Origin of the sequence: Candidatus Colwellia aromaticivorans, from assembly GCF_003333305.1 — a bacterium.
Classification (GTDB): domain Bacteria; phylum Pseudomonadota; class Gammaproteobacteria; order Enterobacterales; family Alteromonadaceae; genus Colwellia; species Colwellia aromaticivorans.
Window position 1 is genome coordinate 1 of sequence record NZ_QOLD01000034.1, and the last position, 19400, is coordinate 19400.

The 19400-nt window shown below is 37.9% G+C and carries 16 protein-coding genes and 1 pseudogene; 9 read left to right on the forward strand and 8 right to left on the reverse strand.

Going from position 1 to position 19400, the window contains the following annotated elements:
• Positions 1-561 precede the first annotated feature (561 nt).
• From acnB to DWA31_RS17030, 7 genes and pseudogenes are all read right to left on the reverse strand, one after another.
• A complete protein-coding gene (gene acnB / locus DWA31_RS05430; protein WP_114325633.1) occupies positions 562-3165 on the reverse strand; it encodes a bifunctional aconitate hydratase 2/2-methylisocitrate dehydratase in 2604 nt (867 codons plus the stop codon).
• Between the two features lie 289 nt (positions 3166-3454).
• Positions 3455-3864 (reverse strand): annotated as a pseudogene (locus DWA31_RS17290) (IS66 family transposase); the annotation flags it as partial.
• Positions 3865-3937: 73 nt separating this feature from the next.
• Positions 3938-4114 (reverse strand): transposase, encoded by a 177-nt coding sequence (locus DWA31_RS17295; protein WP_210725554.1) that lies wholly within the window; start codon positions 4112-4114, stop codon positions 3938-3940.
• 237 nt (positions 4115-4351) lie between these two features.
• The gene (locus DWA31_RS17300) at positions 4352-4552 is read right to left on the reverse strand and encodes a hypothetical protein (protein ID WP_210725555.1); all 201 of its coding nucleotides are present in this window, start codon (positions 4550-4552) and stop codon (positions 4352-4354) included.
• 345 nt (positions 4553-4897) lie between these two features.
• The gene (locus DWA31_RS05440; protein WP_245942499.1) at positions 4898-5380 is read right to left on the reverse strand and encodes a potassium channel family protein; all 483 of its coding nucleotides are present in this window, start codon (positions 5378-5380) and stop codon (positions 4898-4900) included.
• 177 nt (positions 5381-5557) lie between these two features.
• A complete protein-coding gene (locus tag DWA31_RS05445) occupies positions 5558-7534 on the reverse strand; it encodes a DNA topoisomerase III (RefSeq protein WP_114325634.1) in 1977 nt (658 codons plus the stop codon).
• 322 nt (positions 7535-7856) lie between these two features.
• Complete coding sequence (locus DWA31_RS17030) at positions 7857-8024, reverse strand: IS110 family transposase (protein ID WP_136037977.1); 168 nt, start codon at positions 8022-8024, stop codon at positions 7857-7859.
• Positions 8025-8318: 294 nt separating this feature from the next.
• Between DWA31_RS17030 and DWA31_RS05450 the strand changes: the two genes are divergently transcribed.
• Complete coding sequence (locus DWA31_RS05450) at positions 8319-8555, forward strand: RNA recognition motif domain-containing protein (protein WP_114325635.1); 237 nt, start codon at positions 8319-8321, stop codon at positions 8553-8555.
• Between the two features lie 515 nt (positions 8556-9070).
• On the opposite strand, the gene DWA31_RS05455 is transcribed toward DWA31_RS05450, so the two are convergent.
• On the reverse strand, positions 9071-10969 hold the full coding sequence (locus DWA31_RS05455; RefSeq protein ID WP_114325644.1) for a beta-ketoacyl synthase: 1899 nt from the start codon (positions 10967-10969) through the stop codon (positions 9071-9073).
• Positions 10970-11072: 103 nt separating this feature from the next.
• On the opposite strand from DWA31_RS05455, the gene DWA31_RS05460 reads away from it, so the two are divergent.
• From DWA31_RS05460 to DWA31_RS05495, 8 genes are all read left to right on the forward strand, one after another.
• On the forward strand, positions 11073-12131 hold the full coding sequence (locus DWA31_RS05460; RefSeq protein ID WP_245942500.1) for a GlxA family transcriptional regulator: 1059 nt from the start codon (positions 11073-11075) through the stop codon (positions 12129-12131).
• A gap of 73 nt (positions 12132-12204) precedes the next feature.
• The gene (locus tag DWA31_RS05465; RefSeq protein WP_114325636.1) at positions 12205-12852 is read left to right on the forward strand and encodes a dUTP diphosphatase; all 648 of its coding nucleotides are present in this window, start codon (positions 12205-12207) and stop codon (positions 12850-12852) included.
• A 212-nt stretch (positions 12853-13064) separates the two neighbouring features.
• On the forward strand, positions 13065-13703 hold the full coding sequence (locus DWA31_RS05470) for a DUF2726 domain-containing protein (RefSeq protein ID WP_114325637.1): 639 nt from the start codon (positions 13065-13067) through the stop codon (positions 13701-13703).
• A 185-nt stretch (positions 13704-13888) separates the two neighbouring features.
• Complete coding sequence (mtnN, locus tag DWA31_RS05475; RefSeq protein ID WP_114325638.1) at positions 13889-14599, forward strand: 5'-methylthioadenosine/S-adenosylhomocysteine nucleosidase; 711 nt, start codon at positions 13889-13891, stop codon at positions 14597-14599.
• Positions 14600-14622: 23 nt separating this feature from the next.
• Positions 14623-15606, forward strand: coding sequence for a cobalamin biosynthesis protein (locus DWA31_RS05480; RefSeq protein WP_114325639.1), 984 nt, complete (start codon positions 14623-14625; stop codon positions 15604-15606).
• Between the two features lie 154 nt (positions 15607-15760).
• Complete coding sequence (locus DWA31_RS05485; protein WP_114325640.1) at positions 15761-16165, forward strand: rhodanese-like domain-containing protein; 405 nt, start codon at positions 15761-15763, stop codon at positions 16163-16165.
• A 17-nt stretch (positions 16166-16182) separates the two neighbouring features.
• Entirely contained in the window at positions 16183-16809 is a 627-nt protein-coding gene (locus tag DWA31_RS05490) for a trimeric intracellular cation channel family protein (RefSeq protein WP_114325641.1), read from the forward strand.
• Between the two features lie 645 nt (positions 16810-17454).
• Positions 17455-18912, forward strand: coding sequence for an AAA family ATPase (locus tag DWA31_RS05495; RefSeq protein WP_114325642.1), 1458 nt, complete (start codon positions 17455-17457; stop codon positions 18910-18912).
• Positions 18913-19400 lie beyond the last annotated feature (488 nt).

The window sequence follows — 19400 nt, forward strand, 5'->3', positions numbered from 1 at the left end:
GAAAGCTTGTGGCTTAAATTGACTCTGTCAAACACAGTGTTGACAGTCGGCTTGGTTTTATCCTCCACACCATTACTGGCTTTCATCGGCCTAGCCTTACTCACTACTACGGGTTCATCTGCCACCTCACACTCGTAATACTCTTGAGTCACCTCTTGAATAATACGTCCAACCATTTTTGATCAAATCATTTTGATTGGATACAATGCCAGGCTTCCCCAGTTACTGCACTAGTTCCCTGTTAGAAATTCCACCCTCAAACACAGCATTGGTCTGACTAAGTATTGGGCTTCGCGCTATTTTGGACGCTTACCCACCAATACCGCCGAAGCAGGTTACGGTTAGTTGTGTACCTCTAACTTCTTATGGCTTCCTTCAGACCCCACCGTTAGCCAGTGACGCCCTTGCCATTCAGATTATCTTCCCCTTAGTCGGGGTGATAAGGCTTCTTTCAGCCTATCGGGTTTGCCAGCTTCGCTGGGCAAACAAAAAACGCCACCTTGCGTTAACAAGGTGGCGTTTTTAGATCAATTTATTTGTTAGCTAAGCGCTAGCAATAAATTAAGCTTCAACTTGAAGGATAACTTTATCAGCTTTCTCTGTATAACTTTCCATCTTATCAAAGTTCAAGTAACGATAAGTATCAGCAGCAGTCGCATCAATTTGAGACGCATATTCCATATACTCCGCAGGAGATGGAAGTTTGCCCAAAATAGCACCAACACCAGCAAGTTCTGCAGACGTTAAGTAAACGTTTGCGCCAGTACCTAAGCGGTTAGGGAAGTTACGCGTTGAAGTTGATAATACCGTAGTATTATCACCAACACGTGCTTGGTTACCCATACACAGTGAACAACCAGGCGTTTCTACACGAGCGCCAGCTTTACCAAAGATATTGAAGTAACCTTCATCTTTAAGTTGGGCACTATCCATTTTAGTTGGTGGTGTAACCCACATACGTGTTGGTAATGAACCGCCACCCTCTGCATGGAAAGTCTCAATCAATTTACCTGCAGCACGGAAATGACCAATGTTAGTCATACATGAACCGATAAATACTTCATCAATTTCAACACCACAAACATCTGATAATAATTTCGCATCATCAGGATCGTTAGGACAACAAACGATAGGCTCTTTGATATCAGCTAAATCAATTTCAATAACGTGAGCGTATTCAGCATCACTGTCAGCAGACATTAATGAAGGATTAGCTAACCATTCTTCCATGCCTTTAATACGACGCGTAATAGTACGTACATCACCGTAACCTTCAGCAATCATCCACTTAAGCATAACAATGTTAGACGTTAAGTATTCAGCAACCGCATCTTCTTCAAGTTTGATTGAACAACCCGCAGCTGAACGTTCAGCTGATGCATCAGATAATTCAAATGCTTGCTCAACTGATAAACCTTTAAGGCCTTCAATTTCTAGTACACGACCAGAAAATTCGTTAACTTTACCGGCTTTTTCAACCGTTAATAAACCGTTTTTGATACCGTAATAAGGGATAGCATGAACTAGATCACGTAATGTGATACCGGGTTGCATTTCACCTTTAAAGCGAACCAATACTGATTCAGGCATATCAAGTGGCATAACACCCGTTGCTGCAGCAAAAGCAATTAAACCAGAGCCTGCAGGGAAAGAAATACCTAATGGGAAACGTGTATGAGAATCACCACCAGTACCGACAGTATCTGGTAATAACATACGGTTTAACCACGAATGAATAACACCATCACCTGGACGAAGCGAAACACCACCACGATTCATCATGAAATCAGGTAATGTGTGATGCGTAATAACATCAACAGGCTTAGGGTAAGCTGAGGTATGACAGAAAGACTGCATCGTTAAATCAGCAGAGAAACCTAAACAAGCTAAATCTTTCAACTCATCACGTGTCATAGGCCCAGTAGTATCTTGCGAGCCTACAGTTGTCATTTTAGGTTCACAATATTGACCAGCGCGAACGCCATCAACATTACAAGCTTTACCAACCATTTTTTGGGCTAAAGTAAAACCTTTAGAAGATGCTGAAGGGGCAACTGGCGTTGCAAATAAATCTACAGCTTCTAAGCCTAATGCTTCACGTGCACGACCTGTTAAACCACGGCCAATGATAAGAGGAATACGACCACCAGCACGAACTTCATCGAATAATACTGGGCTAAGTGTAAATTCTGAAATTACATCACCAGCAGCATTTTTAACAACACCTTCATATGGATAAATGTCGATAACATCACCCATGTTCATTTTTTGAACGTCTAATTCAATTGGTAATGCGCCTGAATCTTCCATAGTGTTATAGAAGATAGGAGCGATTTTACCGCCTAAACATACACCACCACCACGTTTGTTAGGGATACAAGGGATATCATCACCCATAAACCATAAAACAGAGTTAGTTGCTGACTTACGAGAAGAACCCGTACCAACAACATCACCAACGTATGCTAATGGAATACCATCTTCTTGCATCTGTTCAATTTGTTTGATTGGACCAATATGACCATCTTCTTCAGGGTTGATACCTTCACGGGCAATTTTAAGCATTGCTTTAGCGTGCAGAGGAATATCAGGACGAGACCAAGCATCAGGTGCTGGTGATAAATCATCAGTGTTTGTTTCACCGGTAACTTTAAATACTTTAACCGTAATTTTTGTCGCTACTTTTTCTCTTGATATGAACCATTGTGCGTCAGCCCAAGACTGCATTACTTGCTTAGCAGCAACATTGCCCGCTTCAGCTTTTTCTTGTACGTCATGGAAGGCATCAAACATTAATAAGGTATTTGATAAACCTTTAGCGGCTGTAGCTGATAACTTGTCACACTCTAAAAGGTCAATCATCGGCTGAATGTTATAACCACCTAACATGGTGCCTAATAATTGTGTGGCTTTTTCAGGGCTTAAGATAGGTGAAGTGGCTTCACCTTTAGTAACTGCGGCTAAAAATCCTGCTTTAATATAAGCGGCATCATCAACACCAGCGGGTACACGATTTGTCAATAAATCAATTAAAAATGAATCTTCACCAGTTGGTGGGTTTTTAACTAATTCTACTAATGCTGCTGTTTGTTCAGCATCTAAAGCTTTAGGTACAAGACCTTCAGCTGCACGTTCTGCTACGTGGTTACGATATTCTTGAAGCACGATATTCACCTTCTTATTGGAGACACTGATCACTTTAGGGATGACTCGGTTAATTTAGAGCCAAATTTAGGATAAAGTTTTTAAGTATCTAGGATTGACAATTCGTCTTAATTATACAGTATTGTCGACACTTTATGTTATCTGCGGTTAATCATCATATTTATTTTTAAAATTCACAAGCGTTATAGTAATTACTTATCAGTCACTTGTTGCCTTCGTTGTTTTTTTGCATACGACTATATTACTAGCTTTTATTTTGATTTTTATATATTGTCGAACATATTTCGATTTATTTAAAGTGATCGTAACTATTCGCCATCACAGGTTTTAAAAATATCAGGTAATTGCTTTCAAACAATAATTTCAGTGCATGACTGGCGGTTACTTGTTGTTTCCTACAGCTTGAAATATAATTTCTTAGTAAATAAAACATTTGAGCGCCGTTCATATTTCTAAAACACCCTGATATCTTTTGATGTATTTTCGTCATACGAATATCATTTTCACCTTGATTGTTGGTAAACGGCACACTTTCATCCACCATAAAGCGAAGAACATCCTCTTGATATTCTCTCAATCTTTCGAGTAGTGCTCTAGATTTTGTTCTTTTTAACCGGCCTCGCTGGCCTTTTTTTCGGCTTTTTTATCTGGTGGAGGGCATTCTACATCACCTTCTGCGAGTATTGCCTGATACCGTTTTATATACTGGCGAATTTTGTAGAGCCTGCTTAATTTGAGCTTCTGCACCAGATGATGTGACTAAATCTGCCGCTTACTGATTGAAATTGAACAAACTACCAGCACTAAGGGGGATATTTAACTGGTCTGCGAAGTATTCTTCAATACGTTTGTAGGGCAATAATTGATATTGCGATAAATACACTGCATGCGCTTTAATACTTGCACCATATTGAATAGGGCTATTTATCCCCTCAGGGAATTTGCCCACAAACCGTTTTCCTTGAGCATTTTCTAAAATCTGTGCTTGGTACTCTGTCACCACTTTACTGATGTCTATATTAACAACCTGTCGTTTAATGACCCCTACATCACGATATTTACCTTGAGGTAGACCCTTTCGGTCAACAAAAATAACGTTGACTGTATCAGGAGTGTCTGTTTGGATAAGGGTTTAGCCTGCTCTACCTTGTTGCCCACCTGGCTTCTTATCTGATTTTTCTTTGTTTTATTTTTTGCGATTAACATCTTGTGAAGGGGGAATACTGCTGTTTTGACTATTGAGGCCAAGTTTATTAGCGAGTAACACAACAACCATCAATATCAGCTCTATCGACATTTTTAATGCGGGCGTCAGGGTTTTATATTCTTGTAGTTGAGTTTTGGTTTTCTCAACGACTTCGTGGATATTGATGTTATTTAAGTTCATTAAGATGAATCGTGTAGATAAGGTTAAAAAATGGTTTTTATTGAAATCGTTGAATTTTGTTCTAAAGTTATTATTGTTGGTAACAACAAAAGGAGCCGGATGCTTTTTTAGGACACTTTAGGGATAAAGTAGCGCAACGAGGATGTTGCATTAAGGATAAATAAAACAGGGAATATTATTCATGGACGAGCTCTCCCTGCTTTACTTTTTAACTTCTTTTTCTAGACCACCTGAATAATTACATTATAATAATGAGATAAGAATAGACAGCTCTGCTGGAAAAGTCTACAAACACGCCTGTAAACCACCAGTTTTTATATATTAAGTTAAATCAGTATGTTGAAATTACTTTTGGGGAGAAAATGACTCTAACTTTTCTTCAAGCTTTGCGAGCTGTCGATGAATTTTAACATTTTGAGCTATAATCTCTTCATTTTGCTTTCTTAATTCCCTGTTTTTAATATTAGTATCAGCAAACCCAAATATTTTATTGGCAAATACCGCACCTACCCCACCTAATATCCCTACACCTAAAATAAACATGATAAAAACAGCAGCTCTACCAATAAACGTTATTGGGTAAACATCACCAAAGCCGATGGTAGTAGATGACATTAACATCAACCAAAGCGCATCAGCATAATTTTGCACCGGAGAGTTAACCGCGCCTATTTCGGCTAAAAAAGTCACATAACCTAATGAAATATTAATGAGCGAAAAAATGGCTAAAGAAAAGAAGCCTAATATTCCATAATTATAATTTTTAATGCCAAACTCATCCACTTTGTAAAGTTGGCTTTTTTCCATAGCATTTTGCAGTATTATCATTACATTACTCTTTAACTAAACGTGATTTTATCAATTTCTACCCGAGCGTTTACTATAACAATTGGTCAGTGCTTGTGCACTAGTTCCATGGGCACTAATTCCATAGACACTAATTCCATAGGTAATGATACTCAGTTTTCTGCCAGCTATCGCTAACGGTGAAATAGTTGGCCATCATTATCCATTTGCTGTTTTAGTTGCACGAGGTGTTTTCTTATTAAATTTTCTTTTCCCTCGCTTGGGTTTAAAAGCCACTTTAGGTAATCCAGTAAAAGATTGCTGGCTTGCACCTGTCACCATTTCCGTCACAGTATTAATTAAAGGCTGCATAAAGTTGAGATAACTCGCTTTTTTCTCACTTATAGCTGTTAGCACCGCTTCCCATTGCGCGGTCATATCTGGCAGTGTCGCCATTGTAGGTAACGCATTTACTAACGCTATACCAATTTCAGTTGCTACTATTTTTTTACCGTTGCGCTGTAAAAAGTTTCGTTTAAAAAGCAAATCAATGATACCGGCACGCGTAGCATCAGTACCTAAGCCATCAGTATCTCTTAGTACTTTTTTAATACTGGGGTCACAAACAAAACGTGCAATACCTGTCATGGCACTTAACAACGTTGCATCAGTAAAAGATTCCGGTGGTGACGTATGTTTTTCTACTAATTCACCTTGCTGACAATGTAATACCTGCCCTTGCGCTAACCTAGGTAAAGCGTTCTCTTGAGATTCATTTTGCTCTTTTTTATCCTTTTGTTCTTTTTTAATGGGAAACAGTATTCTCCAACCTAATTGCCGCTCCATTTTGGCATTAGTATTAAAAAGCCCTTTGGCTATTCTTACTGTCAGTGTCGTTTGTTGATAAAGATAAACAGGATAAAACTGTACCAAATATTGCCGCACAATTAACAAATAAATGTTTTTTTCAAAAGGATTTAACTGACTATTATTGGGTGATTTTTCAGTAGGCACAATGGCATGATGAGCCGTGATCTTTTTATCATTCCACGCCTTACTCTTAATGTTTTTATCAGCATTTTTTGCTTGTTGAGCGCAAGGTAAATTAGTTTGCGATAATAAGTCAATAATAGCCGGCGCTTGCTTTAACTGCTCTTTCGGTAAATAACGACAATCTGAACGCGGATAGGTGATCAGTTTATGCTTTTCATAAAGTGCTTGGCAAACATCTAAAACGAGTTTGGCATTCATAGAAAATTGCTTAGCCGCTGCTATTTGTAAACTTGACAAATTAAACGGCAAAGGCTGTGCTTGTTGCTTATCCTCAGTGTTGATACTTTCAACAATAGCGTCCTGATTAGTAATTCTAGTAACAACATTCATCGCTAATGCTTTAACTAGAACTCGTCCTTCGTCATCACAATATTGCTGACAAGCGTCACTGGGCTGCCATTTAACGGTAAAGGTCTTATCATCATGATCTGGCACTTTATTAACACTAAGGTGAGCGAGTACTTGATAAAAAGGTTTACTGACAAATTCATTGATTTCTTGTTCACGTCTCACCACTAAACCTAACAGCGGCGTTTGCACTCGGCCAACGGATAAAACACTATTAAAGCCCTGTTTTTGTCCTTGTAATGTATAAGCACGCGTTAAATTGATACCATAAAGCCAATCAGCTCTCGATCGCGCCAAGGCGGAAATAGAAAGCGGTACAAATTCACTATTATTTTTCAAAGTCATTAAGGATCGTTTAACTGCAGGTAAATTCAAGTCACTGATCAATAAACGCTTAATATTACTTTTTTTAGTTTTTGATACCTTTAAATACTCAATTACTTCATCAACCAGTAATTGCCCTTCACGATCAGGATCACCAGCATGTATAATTTCATCGGCTTGTTTGACCAACTTCCTCAATACGGTTAATTGTGCTCGGGTGCGAGCAATCGGTTTTAATTGCCATTGCTGTGGAACTATCGGCAATGTTTCCATACTCCATTTTTTTAGCGCATCATCGTAGTCCTCGGGATCCGCTTGCGCTAAAATATGCCCAACACACCAACTAACCACATCACCGTTGGCAAGTTCAATATGAGTTTTATGGTTTTTATGTGGCTTTGCTAAATTATGCGACAATGCTGCTGCAATGGCGCGACCTAAACTGGGTTTTTCAGCAATATATAACTTCAACGGTGTACCACACTTGAATAGTTATTAACGAGTAAACTCAAGCATAACGCAAACACTGTTTTTCTGTACAGTTATTTATTTATTTTCTAGTGATTAGGTCATACCTATTCTGAACTTTACTCATATGTTCAAGACGAACAATTAAAGCAAAATAGAGTTGCTGATAGTGTTATTAAGGTAGAGAGTGAAATGGATACAACAATGGGGGGAGTGGCAACTAAGAACATTATTTATATCCAAGCCACTTCAAGTTGCAAGTCTGCATTTTGAAGTGATTTGGCTATAGGTTAGTTATTAACTAACGTTTTTTTGAACTTGCTAACTAAACTTGATAAACCCAAGCTAAAAAACTTTTTGAATCGTTTGCGTTAGTAAATTTGATTAACTTAGAACCATCTTGATCAGTAACAACAATATTGTGTTTGTTAACTGAAATGGAACTTACAGGTGATTTAATTGAATAAATCATACCGTTATAGGTATAAGACATAATATAACTCTTTTAATTTGCGTTGGAACGCATTTGTAATTTGAGTGATGACTAACTGTGAAAGGGAAGGCAAAACATGGATTATCGCAAAGGATAATTAGTTAAATAAACGAGAGGAGAGTAGATAACGGCGTTACTATATAGTTATGAGGCTAATAAGTAAACAGTTTATTGTGCACTGACACAAAGTTATTTCGCTAACATGCATTATTTAGCTTAAATGCATAAAATCATTTGGTCTATTTCAAATATATGAGACAATTCAGGCCGCAATAACACACTACATGGCTCATTATGAAACTTTTAGTTCGTAACCTTTCGCGTTCAACAACCGAACAAGAAATCCGTACTTTGTTCTCTACTCATGGCTCTGTCACTGAATGTGACTTAGTTTTAGATCAAAAAACAGGTAAATCAAAAGGTTTTGCCTTTGTTGAAATGCCTAATGAAAGAGAAGCGAAATCTGCAATTTCCACCTTACATGAGACAAGAGTTGCAAATAACAGAATTCGAGTAAAAATAGCTCAATAATAAAAACACACGATAAATACCCGTTCCACTCGAATATGCATGATTCATGCTTGAATTTGAAACGCCTTTAGGCACAGGTTCATAGTTCCCGACTGAACCTAAGTACCTACATCCATGTAGCGTCCTTCTCAAAATCAATAACGCAGCATAAAGCGTTTCTAAACCAACCCCTTGGGGAAGCATCTTCGAGTGGAGCGGGTATATAAAATAAAAAAGCCAGCTTATGCTGGTTTTTTACTTTGCTGTATATTTTGTGATGTAAATAGGGATATTCAAAATGCCGCTATTTTACTTGTTCACAGCCTTATACCAGTTTCATTAATTAGGTGATCTATTTTATACGTAGGAAAAACGGTCAAATACAAGGCGTTTATTTCAATAACTAGTTGTTCAGGACAATATGCTCCTGCATTGTCTAATAAGCTGCATCCATGCAGCGTTAATTATTAAATAAATAACGAAGTAGTTGGTCGTTTTAACAAGTAGAAATGATCACATAGTTAGTGAGATTGGTATTACACCATATCAGAAAATGGGTTTTCTGTAGGTAGGCTAATCGCATGCTTAAATTCAGCGAAAGTTAAGCTATCATTATTAATTTCAATCGAATCTTCATCCAGTAATCCTTCACCAAATTTATAGATAACATCAAACTCACCTTGGTTAGCTCGTTGGCGATAAACGTCTTGTGCTTGCTCAACAAGTGTTAGTTTCTGTTGATATTCTGTCATCGCTTGTTCGCTATAACGCTTGGTCATCATAGCTAAAGTCACTTCAGGTGAGAACACGGCTGCGGTAGCGTTGTTACCGCCAAAGCCTTTCGAGTTAATAAAAGCAACATCCATATCACCACAATGCCAATGTTCGGTAGCGATATTCAAACGATCACTGTGCACATCATCAGCAATTTTATCTATCGTGGTAATGCCAGGCATAATTTTGTCGCTGAAAATACCTAATGCCATTGCCATTTGATCGCCACTAGCAGGACCTAGCGTATGACCAACAAAAGCTTTTGGTGCAGAAATAGGCCAATTATCAATATCAAAACTAGCGGCTATACGATCATAAATTAATGATTCTGTTACACGGTTTTGCGGTGTACTTGAGCCATGAGCCAAAATAAAACTGCGTTGTTGTAGTGATTCTTTACCCAAAACACTTTGCACTAATGCCACCGATTTTGCCATGGTAATATAATTACCCGGACCTGGAGCAGTTATAGATTTTTTATAACCATCTGCATTAACGAAAACATCTGCGACTGAAGCCATCACTTTCGCACCCATTTCAATAACCAGGGCATCATCCATTAACACGACAAACTGTGCAGCCTCTCCGATGGTGAAACCACAGTTTTCACCAAACGGGCGACTAGTTCGGCGGTGATCAACGTTATCAGTATTATCTAATTTTTTTAAACCCTTTTCATTTGCTAACGCACTCATATTACCAAAGCCTTCAATAACTTCGGAGGTAATCGGCGCTTCAGCGCTACCAACAATAGCAACGCGAACTCTACCTGCTTGCATGTCTTGCACAGCTGAGCGCAAATTATATAAGAAAGTGGCACAAGCCCCCGAAGAAGTCACTGTCGTACCAATATTTCCGGTAACATAAGCGTTAATAAAATCCGTAGACATGGTGTTTAATCCGAGTGCAAATTGTTTTGTACTTACACGAGAACCCGCTAAGCGACTTTTCAATAAACCACCGAAGCCTTCTGCCTGCATTTGCCCTGCGATAGACGCAGAGTATGTGCCTACTTGGTCAGGGCTGATTTTATCTATAATAGCATCCCATTCAATTCCGATTGAACGAATAGCATCAGTAGCAGCAAAAATAGTGGCTTGTAAACCGCGTGGCTGATGACGGCTGTTATACAGAGCGCCAGGTTCAAAACCGGTTGGCATTTGTCCTGCAGCTTTAATAGGGTTATCACGGTATGCGTCATGAGAAATGGTCAACTCCTCTGGAATTTCAACGTTTACTTTGCCATCACCTAAGTCAGTAACTTGCCATGCATGGGGTAATGGATGTGGCAACTCTTTAGCACGTAATTCAAAGCAGATAGTTTTATCAACAGGTCTAACATGCATTTTTTGATACCAGTGTGTGGCATCGGGATCAAAATGATTTTTTTCTATTTTTCTGATTAAAGTACCATCAAGAATTTGCTGACCAAACTTTGCTTCAATATCACTCGCAAGAATTTCATCACCTTGTTGATCGACCAATTGACCATTTTTATAAGACACCAATTTCATTAAACTAGCCAAACCAACAAAAGTTTCTTGGCGCGCCTCGGCAGTTATTTTATCAATAATAATACGACGAAAACCTTGATGAAACGAAGTACGGCCAGCGGCATTAATGCCACCCATGCCAATAATTACCGGTAATGATGAAGTCATAAAAAAACCTAATCTCGCAAAATTGAATGATAAATCTAATATGTGTAGTGTAAAGCTAAGCGCGATAAAATAATAAGCAAAAATAGCCATAAGATATGCCATAATGGCCAAACAAAGCCAAAATAAGAATCATTTCCTTATGCCTGTCGTCAAAGAGAACCAATTGCGGGTAAGTTTAGTTATATACCAACATGTATTAGCAACAGGCTTAACCTTGCCACTAGAGATGCTATTAGCCGGTGAAGCGTTTGCTCGCCGCTATGATAAATCAGCAGTAAGGCTAAAAACCCAGTTAGTAAGCCAAGAAAGTAACGCCGTTACTTCACGTGCCGGCTTAACATTTTCTCCTGACATCGTGTTAAACGAACATTTCATAGAACACATAGAGGTGCCAGATATTATTTTAGTACCTAGTTTATGGCGTAACCCCAGACCGGTATTACAAAAGCACAAAAAACTTATTGCTTGGCTTCATTACTGCTGGAAACATGGAGCAACCCTACTTGGTGTGGGTACTGGCGTTTGCTTTTTGGCTGAATCAGGCTTGCTTGATAATCATAGTGCCACGACGCATTGGCATTATGTTGAACAGTTTCAGCGTGATTACCCTAAAGTAGCGTTAAAACCAGATTTTTTCATCACACAATCTGAACGCATATACTGCGCCGCTAGCTTAAATGCCTTAGCTGATATTATTGTTCATATTATCAGTCAAACCTATGGGCGAGCGGCAGCGCAGAACGTAGAGCGTAATTTTTCTCATGAGATACGGAAACCTTATGAAGAGCAGCGTTATCTTGAGGGTGCGGTCGATAGACACGCTGATGAATTAGTTGCACAAATTCAATTTTGGCTGCGTACTAACTTAAACAGCGAGCTTAGTTTGGCTGAAATAGCACAGCAATTTAATTTAAGTCAACGTTCATTTACTCGTCGATTTAAGATCGCAACAGGCATGCGTGCAACCCAATACTGGCAGCAATTACGCATTGAAACGGCAAAAGATTTACTTGCTTCAAGTAATTTGTCTATTCAAGAAATTGCCTATCATGTGGGTTATCATGATCAAGGGCATTTAACGCGCTTATTCAAACAAAGCTTGGCATTAACGCCAAAAGATTATCGTGCAATGGTCAGAAAAAAGTTATTTAGCCAAAGCTGAGTGTTTTTTACTTGTCACTCGCTCTTAGCTTAGGCAAAATAACGCAGTCTAGATTCAACTATCAGAGAATAAAATGAGCGAACAACTATCTACAGCCTTATCTGTTGCCCAGCAGCAAATCAATCAAATGCTAACCATGCAAGATGCCATGAACAGCCGTGTAAGCGAAACATGGCGTGATAATGGTTATGAGTGGTATCGCGCCATTTGGGTAGAATGTGCTGAAATGCTTGATCATCATGGTTGGAAATGGTGGAAGCATCAAGAAATTGACATACCTCAAGTACAGCTAGAATTAGTTGATATATTCCACTTTGGTTTAAGTTTACGCTTAATGACTGGCGATTCTGTTGACAGTATTTCAACAAAGTTGGCAAAAGAATTACATCAAGGCACCGCTGAAAATGATTTTAAAATAGCCTTAGAAAATTTAGCTTCAGCTGCAGTTACCAATAAAGCCTTTGATGCTAAAGCGTTAGCAGACTGTATGTCATTAATGAACATGGATTTAAATGAGTTGTTCCGCCAGTATGTTGGCAAAAACACCTTAAACTTTTTCCGTCAAGATCATGGCTACAAAGATGGTAGTTACATTAAAATTTGGCATGGCGAAGAAGACAATGAAGTATTAGCCAATTTAGTGAATAGCTTAGACGCCAGTGCTGATGATTTTCAACAACAACTATATGCGGCATTAAAAGAAAAATACCCAAAGAAATAATATGTGAATAGTGAATGATGTAATGCCTTGCTGCTATTTTAAACGTAAAGTTTGCCCTTAAACTTACGTTTTCATCAAGCAGTAATTTATTCTCATCTAAAAACTCATAACCACCTTTCTTCGGCACAAATTTTGCTTAACTACAGTTAAGTAAGGCACTTTACTCTATGTAAAGAGTAAAGCGTCAAAAATTTGAACAACCGGAGATGTATATGGAACTTATATTATTTGCCTTAGTCAGTCTAATTGTTATTGTTGGTGTTTTAGCAAGTCGTTTAAATGACAACAGTTTTCCTTTCCCTTTTGATAGTAAAAAGTCAGTATTCACTCCTGCAGAAAAGAATTTCCAAAATTTAGTTGAGCAGGCTATGGGCGCTGAGTATCGAGTTATTAACCGAGTAAAATTGGCAGATATTGTGACCATTCGTAATGGTGTTTCTGATAGAGCAAGCCAAAGTGCTGTCAATAATGCTGAAGGGAAATATCTAGATTTTGTTATTTGTGATCGTAACACCATGAAATTACGTGGTACTATTGATTTAGTTGATACTCAAGGTAAAGGTTACAAAATCAAAAAAGACTGGTTTGTTAGTGGCGCACTTGAAGCGGCTTCAATTCCACATCTTCGTATTAAGGTGAAAGCCAATTATACACTAGATGAAATCCGCACTTGTATTAATTCTCGCTTGTTGGGTAACCGCTCACCTTTACCTAAAGTGAAGGGAAAAGTAATTCCTGCACCTATGGTTAAAGCTCGCAAAAGAACTTCTGGCGCTTTAACTCCTGCAGCAGCACAAGCCCAATTAACACCGCAATTATCGGCTCAATCGTTAGCAGCATTACCTCATTAGTGACACCCGAACCACTTGCAGATGCTCGCTTCAGGAAGAACGCGTATCTACCAGTTAACACATCAAAACAAAAACCAGCAAACTTGCTGGTTTTTATTTTTTCCAAATAAGACTTCTAAAGATTTTTAACTCAAGTCAGGTTATAATTCTTTCATATTTAAGTACAAAATAAAGAAGAAAACAAAATGAAAGCAGGTATTATTGGCGCCATGGAACCCGAAGTGGCCATTTTAAAAGCAAAACTTTCAAACTGTAAAACCATTACTCACGCCGGTTATAACTTTTATCAAGGACAAATTGATAACAGCGATGTAGTGATTGTACAATCAGGTATTGGCAAGGTGGCTTCCGCGCTAGCAACGGCAATACTTATAGATAAATTTCAACCCGATTTTGTAGTGAACACTGGCTCAGCTGGTGGCTTCGATCCATCACTAAAAGTAGGCGATATAGTAGTCAGTTCAGAAGTAAGGTATCACGATGTAGATGTGACTGCTTTTGGCTACGAAATTGGTCAATTACCAGCAAACCCCGCAGCATTTATACCTCACCCTACCTTAGTGAACGCTGCACAAGTCGGTATTAAGAAATTAAATAACATCAACGCTATGCTTGGCCTAATTACCACTGGTGATACCTTCATGACTAAAGAAGATGACATAGCCAAAGCTCGCGCCAACTTTCCAACGATGGCAGCAGTAGAAATGGAAGGTGCTGCTATTGCTCATACCTGCCACCAATTTAACGTCCCCTTTGTTATCGTTCGCTCTTTATCAGATATTGCAGGTATAGAATCGCCAACTTCATTTGATGAATACTTAGAAACAGCGTCAGTTAATTCATCTCAGTTAGTGATCAATATGCTCAGCGCCCTAAAAGGCAAAACACTTAATTAGTTTAGTGATTAACGGGTAACATAATGGCTGATTTCATCACACTATCTTCTTTTAGCTACCAATTATTAATACTATTAGTAGTGCTAGGTTGTAAGGCGACAATCAGCCACTTTATTCGTCATGAGCCATTACGATTTTTCCAATTTTATTGCCAAAGATTAAGTGACAAAGTTAACAAGCCACAAAATAGCCCGCAGCAACAAACTATTGCTGGATTAAGCTCTGTACTAGTTACCTTGTTACCTATTGCTATCATTCTATATTTATTCGAATCCTTCATTGAAGTTAATATTTTATGGCAAGCCTTGTTACTTTATATCGCGATGGGCTCATTTGGCTTAGCACACATAAATAAAATTATTGCTCAAGCTTTGGTTTCTAAACAAAATTATTTTGCTAAACAAACCCTCAAACCTTGGGTGCTCAGAGAAACTGAACCTTTATCAAGCTTAGGGCTAAGTAAAAGCAGTATTGAGATGCAATTATTACGGACCTTACAACAAGGTTATGCGGTTGCAATTATCTTTCTTATTGGTGGACCTTTAGCTGCCATAAGCTACCGATTGTTACTAGAAATGCACTATTGTTGGAATACAAAACTCGTCAGCTATAATTATTTTGGCCTGTATAGCAAACGCTTGATTAGTTTGCTGCAATGGTTGCCGGTAAGAGTTTTCTCTTTATTATTACTTTTTACCAGCATAGGAAAAAATTTCGTACTTTTTTGGCGTCTGAGTAAACAACACTTTTTCCAACTAGATAATAATATTGCCTTATTATTATTAGCCTTGAATTTAGAAATTAAACTGGGCGGTGTTGCTTTGTATAATGATCAACACCAAGGCAAGCAGAAGCTTCGTAAAGTAAGTTTCAATGATTTAGCTAGGCAGCCACAAGTTACCGATATTATTCATGCGAGTAATAAAATTAAAGGCATTATTTACATTAGCTTATTTTTCATTAGTTTTATCGCTTTTAGCTTGGAGTTGGTTTTTGCTAATATATAAGTTAAACAAACTATTTGTAGCGCCATATACCCGTTCCACTTGAAGATGCTCATGCACCTTCAAGTGGAACGGGTATATACTTAGTATAAAATAGCAATGTATTGTAAAATAACATCGTAAATAAAGGCTTTAATCACTCTTTGGGAAATCAATTATGCTTATAATTAAAAAACTTGTCATTCTAGCCGTTTGTCTATTTTCCACCGTGGTATTTGCTGGTGAAACACCACAAATATCACAACAGGAATTATTAACGGCACTCAAAGCACCTAACCATAATATAGTGGTGTTAGATGTGCGCTCTGCCCAAGAGTATGAGAACGGCCATCTTGTTGATGCCATTAATGTTAGCCATAACACGATTGAACAAAAACTGATTCAATTGTCACAATATAAAGACAGTACTGTGGTAGTTTACTGTCGCTCAGGTTATCGCGCAGGTATTGCTGCAAATACTTTAACTGAAAATGGTTTTAAAAATTTACGGCATTTAACCGGTGATATGAATGGTTGGCTTGAAGCAAAGTTACCTATTGTTACGGGTAAACAGGCTCACTAACAAGTGATTTTATAACAATGAATGATCTTTTATACTGGCTAGATCTCTTTGGCATTATGGTATTTTCCCTATCAGGGGCATTAATGGCTGGGCGTTATAAACTTGATCCCTTTGGCGTTGTAGTGCTTGCCTCTGTTACTGCTATAGGTGGTGGCACTATCCGTGATGTAATTTTACAAACGCCAGTTTTTTGGGTTGTTCAACCAATTTATCTTTATGTTATTTTAACCACCGCTTTACTCACCATCATACTGATTCGCCAGCCAAAGCTTATTCCTAAACGCTTTCTACTGATTGCTGATGCACTAGGTTTAGCGTTATTTGCAGTATTAGGCACACAAAAATCATTAGCACTAGGATCGCCGTTACCTGTTGCTATTGTAATGGGGACAATTACAGGCGTCGCAGGCGGTATGATTCGTGATGTGTTATGTAATGTTATTCCGATGATTTTACAAAAAGAAATATATGCATTAGCTGCCATACTTGGTGGTGGTCTATTTGTATTTTTTCATTTGCTGGGTTGGTCAGAGAATGAAGCTACCATAACGGCTATTTTAGGTGCTTTATTACTAAGGTTAGCGGCCATTTATTGGCGAGTGTCACTACCTGCATTTGATATTATTGAGAAAGATAATAAGTAACTCAGGTTAAGTAATACATTATTGATTGGTAATTATTCAGGTGGTCTAGAAAAAGAAGTTAAAAAGTAAAGCAGGGAGAGATCGTCCATGAATAACATTCCCTGTTTTATTTATCCTTAATGCAACATCCTCGTTGCGCTACTTTATCCCTGAAGTGTCCTAAAAAAGCATCCGGCTCCTTATGTTGTTACCAACAATAATAACTTTAGAAAAAAATTCAACGATTTCAATAAAAAATCATTTTTTTTAACCTTATCTACACGATTCATCTTAATGAACTTAAATAACATCAATATCCACGAAGTCGTTGAGAGAACCGAACTCAACTACAAGAAGATAAAGCCCTCACTCCTGCATTAAAAATGTCGATAAATTGATGACCTAGCTATAACTAAAGCTCTTTCTAAATCAGCACCTTACCTAATCCGTTTTTGAACAATTCATATGCGCACAGACAAACTTCGAATCAAGTTTGTTTTTGTAATCTATATAAAAAAAACTCAGTGAGAATGCGAAATAACTACTAATTTTTTATGCTTATTTTGCACTCTTAACTTGATTTGTGGTTCATTGATCCTGTAGGATTGCGAAATACATTATGTTTTTATATAGATATTTCGCAATCTCAAACACAGAAAGGCTAAAATGACTACGAACTTTATAGGTAGGGAGCCAGAACTTGAAGCGCTAAAAGAACAAATTAATAGCACTAATTCTGCATTCATTGCTCTATTTGGAAGGCGTAGAATAGGTAAAACAGAAACCATTCTATACTTTTGCGAAAAAGAGAAAATAAAATACATTGAATTTACTGGTCGATTTGAACAGCCAAGGAATATTCAGATCAAAGCTTTCTTAGCGGAAATAGCCCGTTTCAATCCAAAGTTTAAGGGAAGAAAAGCCGAAGATTGGTTTGACACTTTTGAGATATTAAAAGAATGCCTTAATGATTTTCCACACAATGAAGCACTGGTTATATTTATAGATGAATTGCCTTGGATGGATACTCAAAGATCTGGACTATTGGCTGAAATAGGTGATTTTTGGAATAAATGCGCATCAAGGCGTTCAGGAGTATCATTAGTCGTATGTGGCTCTGCTGCATCGTATATGCTTAAAAAAGTCGTTAAAAATAAAGGACCTTTGCATAATAGGTTAACGCGCAAGCTGCCAATGGAGCAATTTGATTTATACGACACAAAACGTTTTTTAGAAGCTAAAGGGTTTACTCACTATAATAACAAGGCTTTCGCTAATATTTACATGGCTTTAGGTGGTGTAGCGAAATACTTAATAGAACTTAATAAACATCACACTCCTCAACAAGCAATTCAAGATATATGTTTTTCTAAGCACGCATTACTGAAGGGTGAATATGAGGAGCTATATCAATCGTTATTTAGGCATCCTGAACATCATTATAAAATAATGACCACCTTAACCAGCAGGTGGAGTGGACTTACTAAGTCAGAGTTGGCAGAGAAACTCAAAGTGTCTAACGGACACATAACTAAAACTCTGGAAGAGCTTATAGGTTCAGGTTTTGTCGCTGAATATACGAAACTCGGTCATGTTAACCGAGAAAATATTTATGTAGCTACAGACTTCTTCTCTTATTTTCATAACCGTTGGATGACAGGTAAAAATAAATCTGAAAACTGGAATCAATCATCTAATTCTCAAGAGTATGCAGTATGGTCAGGATATACATTTGAAAAGTTATGTCATTCTCATGTAGAGCAAATAAAGGCATCTATTGGAATAAGTGGAATTCCTACATCAAGCCACTATTGGTCATACAGGGCAAAGAACAAGCAAGAAAAAGGTGCGCAAATAGATTTATTACTGAGTCACGAAGGGCGTAGCCGAAATATTGAAATTATTGAGTGTAAATATTATGACGGAATTTTTACTATTACGGAAAGCTACAAAAAAGAACTAATAAATAAAAAGGTCGTTTTTAATGAACAAACCGGACATAAACACAGCACTAGATTCATTATAGTGACGACTGAAGGCGTTACTCAAAACGAACATTTCAACGAGTTGAACCCGATAGTAGTTACTTTAAACGATCTATTCTTACCAACAACTAGCCGTTAGCGACCGATTTAGGAAAAACATCATGCTTACATGAATTTCAGGTTATCGCTACTGTGCCGTCAGTGAGTCTTTTCATCCAACGACAATCTTCCTTAGATAATAATGATTGACATTCAATTGTCAAACGTCAGCATAGGTTTATTTTATATTATTTATCATAGACGTATGTGGGTAGTGTTTCAATAATGGAGGCTACCACTAATTAACGCGAATATAGCCATATAAAAACAGTTCATTTGTAAATAAAAAACGACCGATACATTGATTTAGGATTGGTAAAGTAACCATCAATGCTAAGGTCTGCAAAGTCGGAGCTTTTGTCGCTAGGTAAGCCTAGGCTAACGTCCGGTTTCGTATCAAAGAACTAAACCGCTCCGCGGTAATGGTGACCTTGGCAAGCACCGTCTCCCCCTATAACACATTCACTTTTTCCTACACTAAGTTTTGAGGCATGTCGCCTCATCTTAGATTGGAGAATATCCCATGAA

Coding starts and splice junctions, on each gene's coding strand:
- DWA31_RS05450 (WP_114325635.1), top strand. CDS start 8,319: ATGAAACTTTTAGTTCGTAACCTTTCGCGTTCAACAACCGAACAAGAA.
- DWA31_RS17030 (WP_136037977.1), bottom strand. CDS start 8,024: ATGTCTTATACCTATAACGGTATGATTTATTCAATTAAATCACCTGTA.
- DWA31_RS05485 (WP_114325640.1), top strand. CDS start 15,761: ATGCTTATAATTAAAAAACTTGTCATTCTAGCCGTTTGTCTATTTTCC.
- DWA31_RS05455 (WP_114325644.1), bottom strand. CDS start 10,969: ATGACTTCATCATTACCGGTAATTATTGGCATGGGTGGCATTAATGCC.
- DWA31_RS17300 (WP_210725555.1), bottom strand. CDS start 4,552: ATGAACTTAAATAACATCAATATCCACGAAGTCGTTGAGAAAACCAAA.
- DWA31_RS05480 (WP_114325639.1), top strand. CDS start 14,623: ATGGCTGATTTCATCACACTATCTTCTTTTAGCTACCAATTATTAATA.
- DWA31_RS05490 (WP_114325641.1), top strand. CDS start 16,183: ATGAATGATCTTTTATACTGGCTAGATCTCTTTGGCATTATGGTATTT.
- DWA31_RS05460 (WP_245942500.1), top strand. CDS start 11,073: ATGGCCAAACAAAGCCAAAATAAGAATCATTTCCTTATGCCTGTCGTC.
- mtnN (WP_114325638.1), top strand. CDS start 13,889: ATGAAAGCAGGTATTATTGGCGCCATGGAACCCGAAGTGGCCATTTTA.
- DWA31_RS05470 (WP_114325637.1), top strand. CDS start 13,065: ATGGAACTTATATTATTTGCCTTAGTCAGTCTAATTGTTATTGTTGGT.
- DWA31_RS05440 (WP_245942499.1), bottom strand. CDS start 5,380: ATGATAATACTGCAAAATGCTATGGAAAAAAGCCAACTTTACAAAGTG.
- DWA31_RS05495 (WP_114325642.1), top strand. CDS start 17,455: ATGACTACGAACTTTATAGGTAGGGAGCCAGAACTTGAAGCGCTAAAA.
- DWA31_RS05465 (WP_114325636.1), top strand. CDS start 12,205: ATGAGCGAACAACTATCTACAGCCTTATCTGTTGCCCAGCAGCAAATC.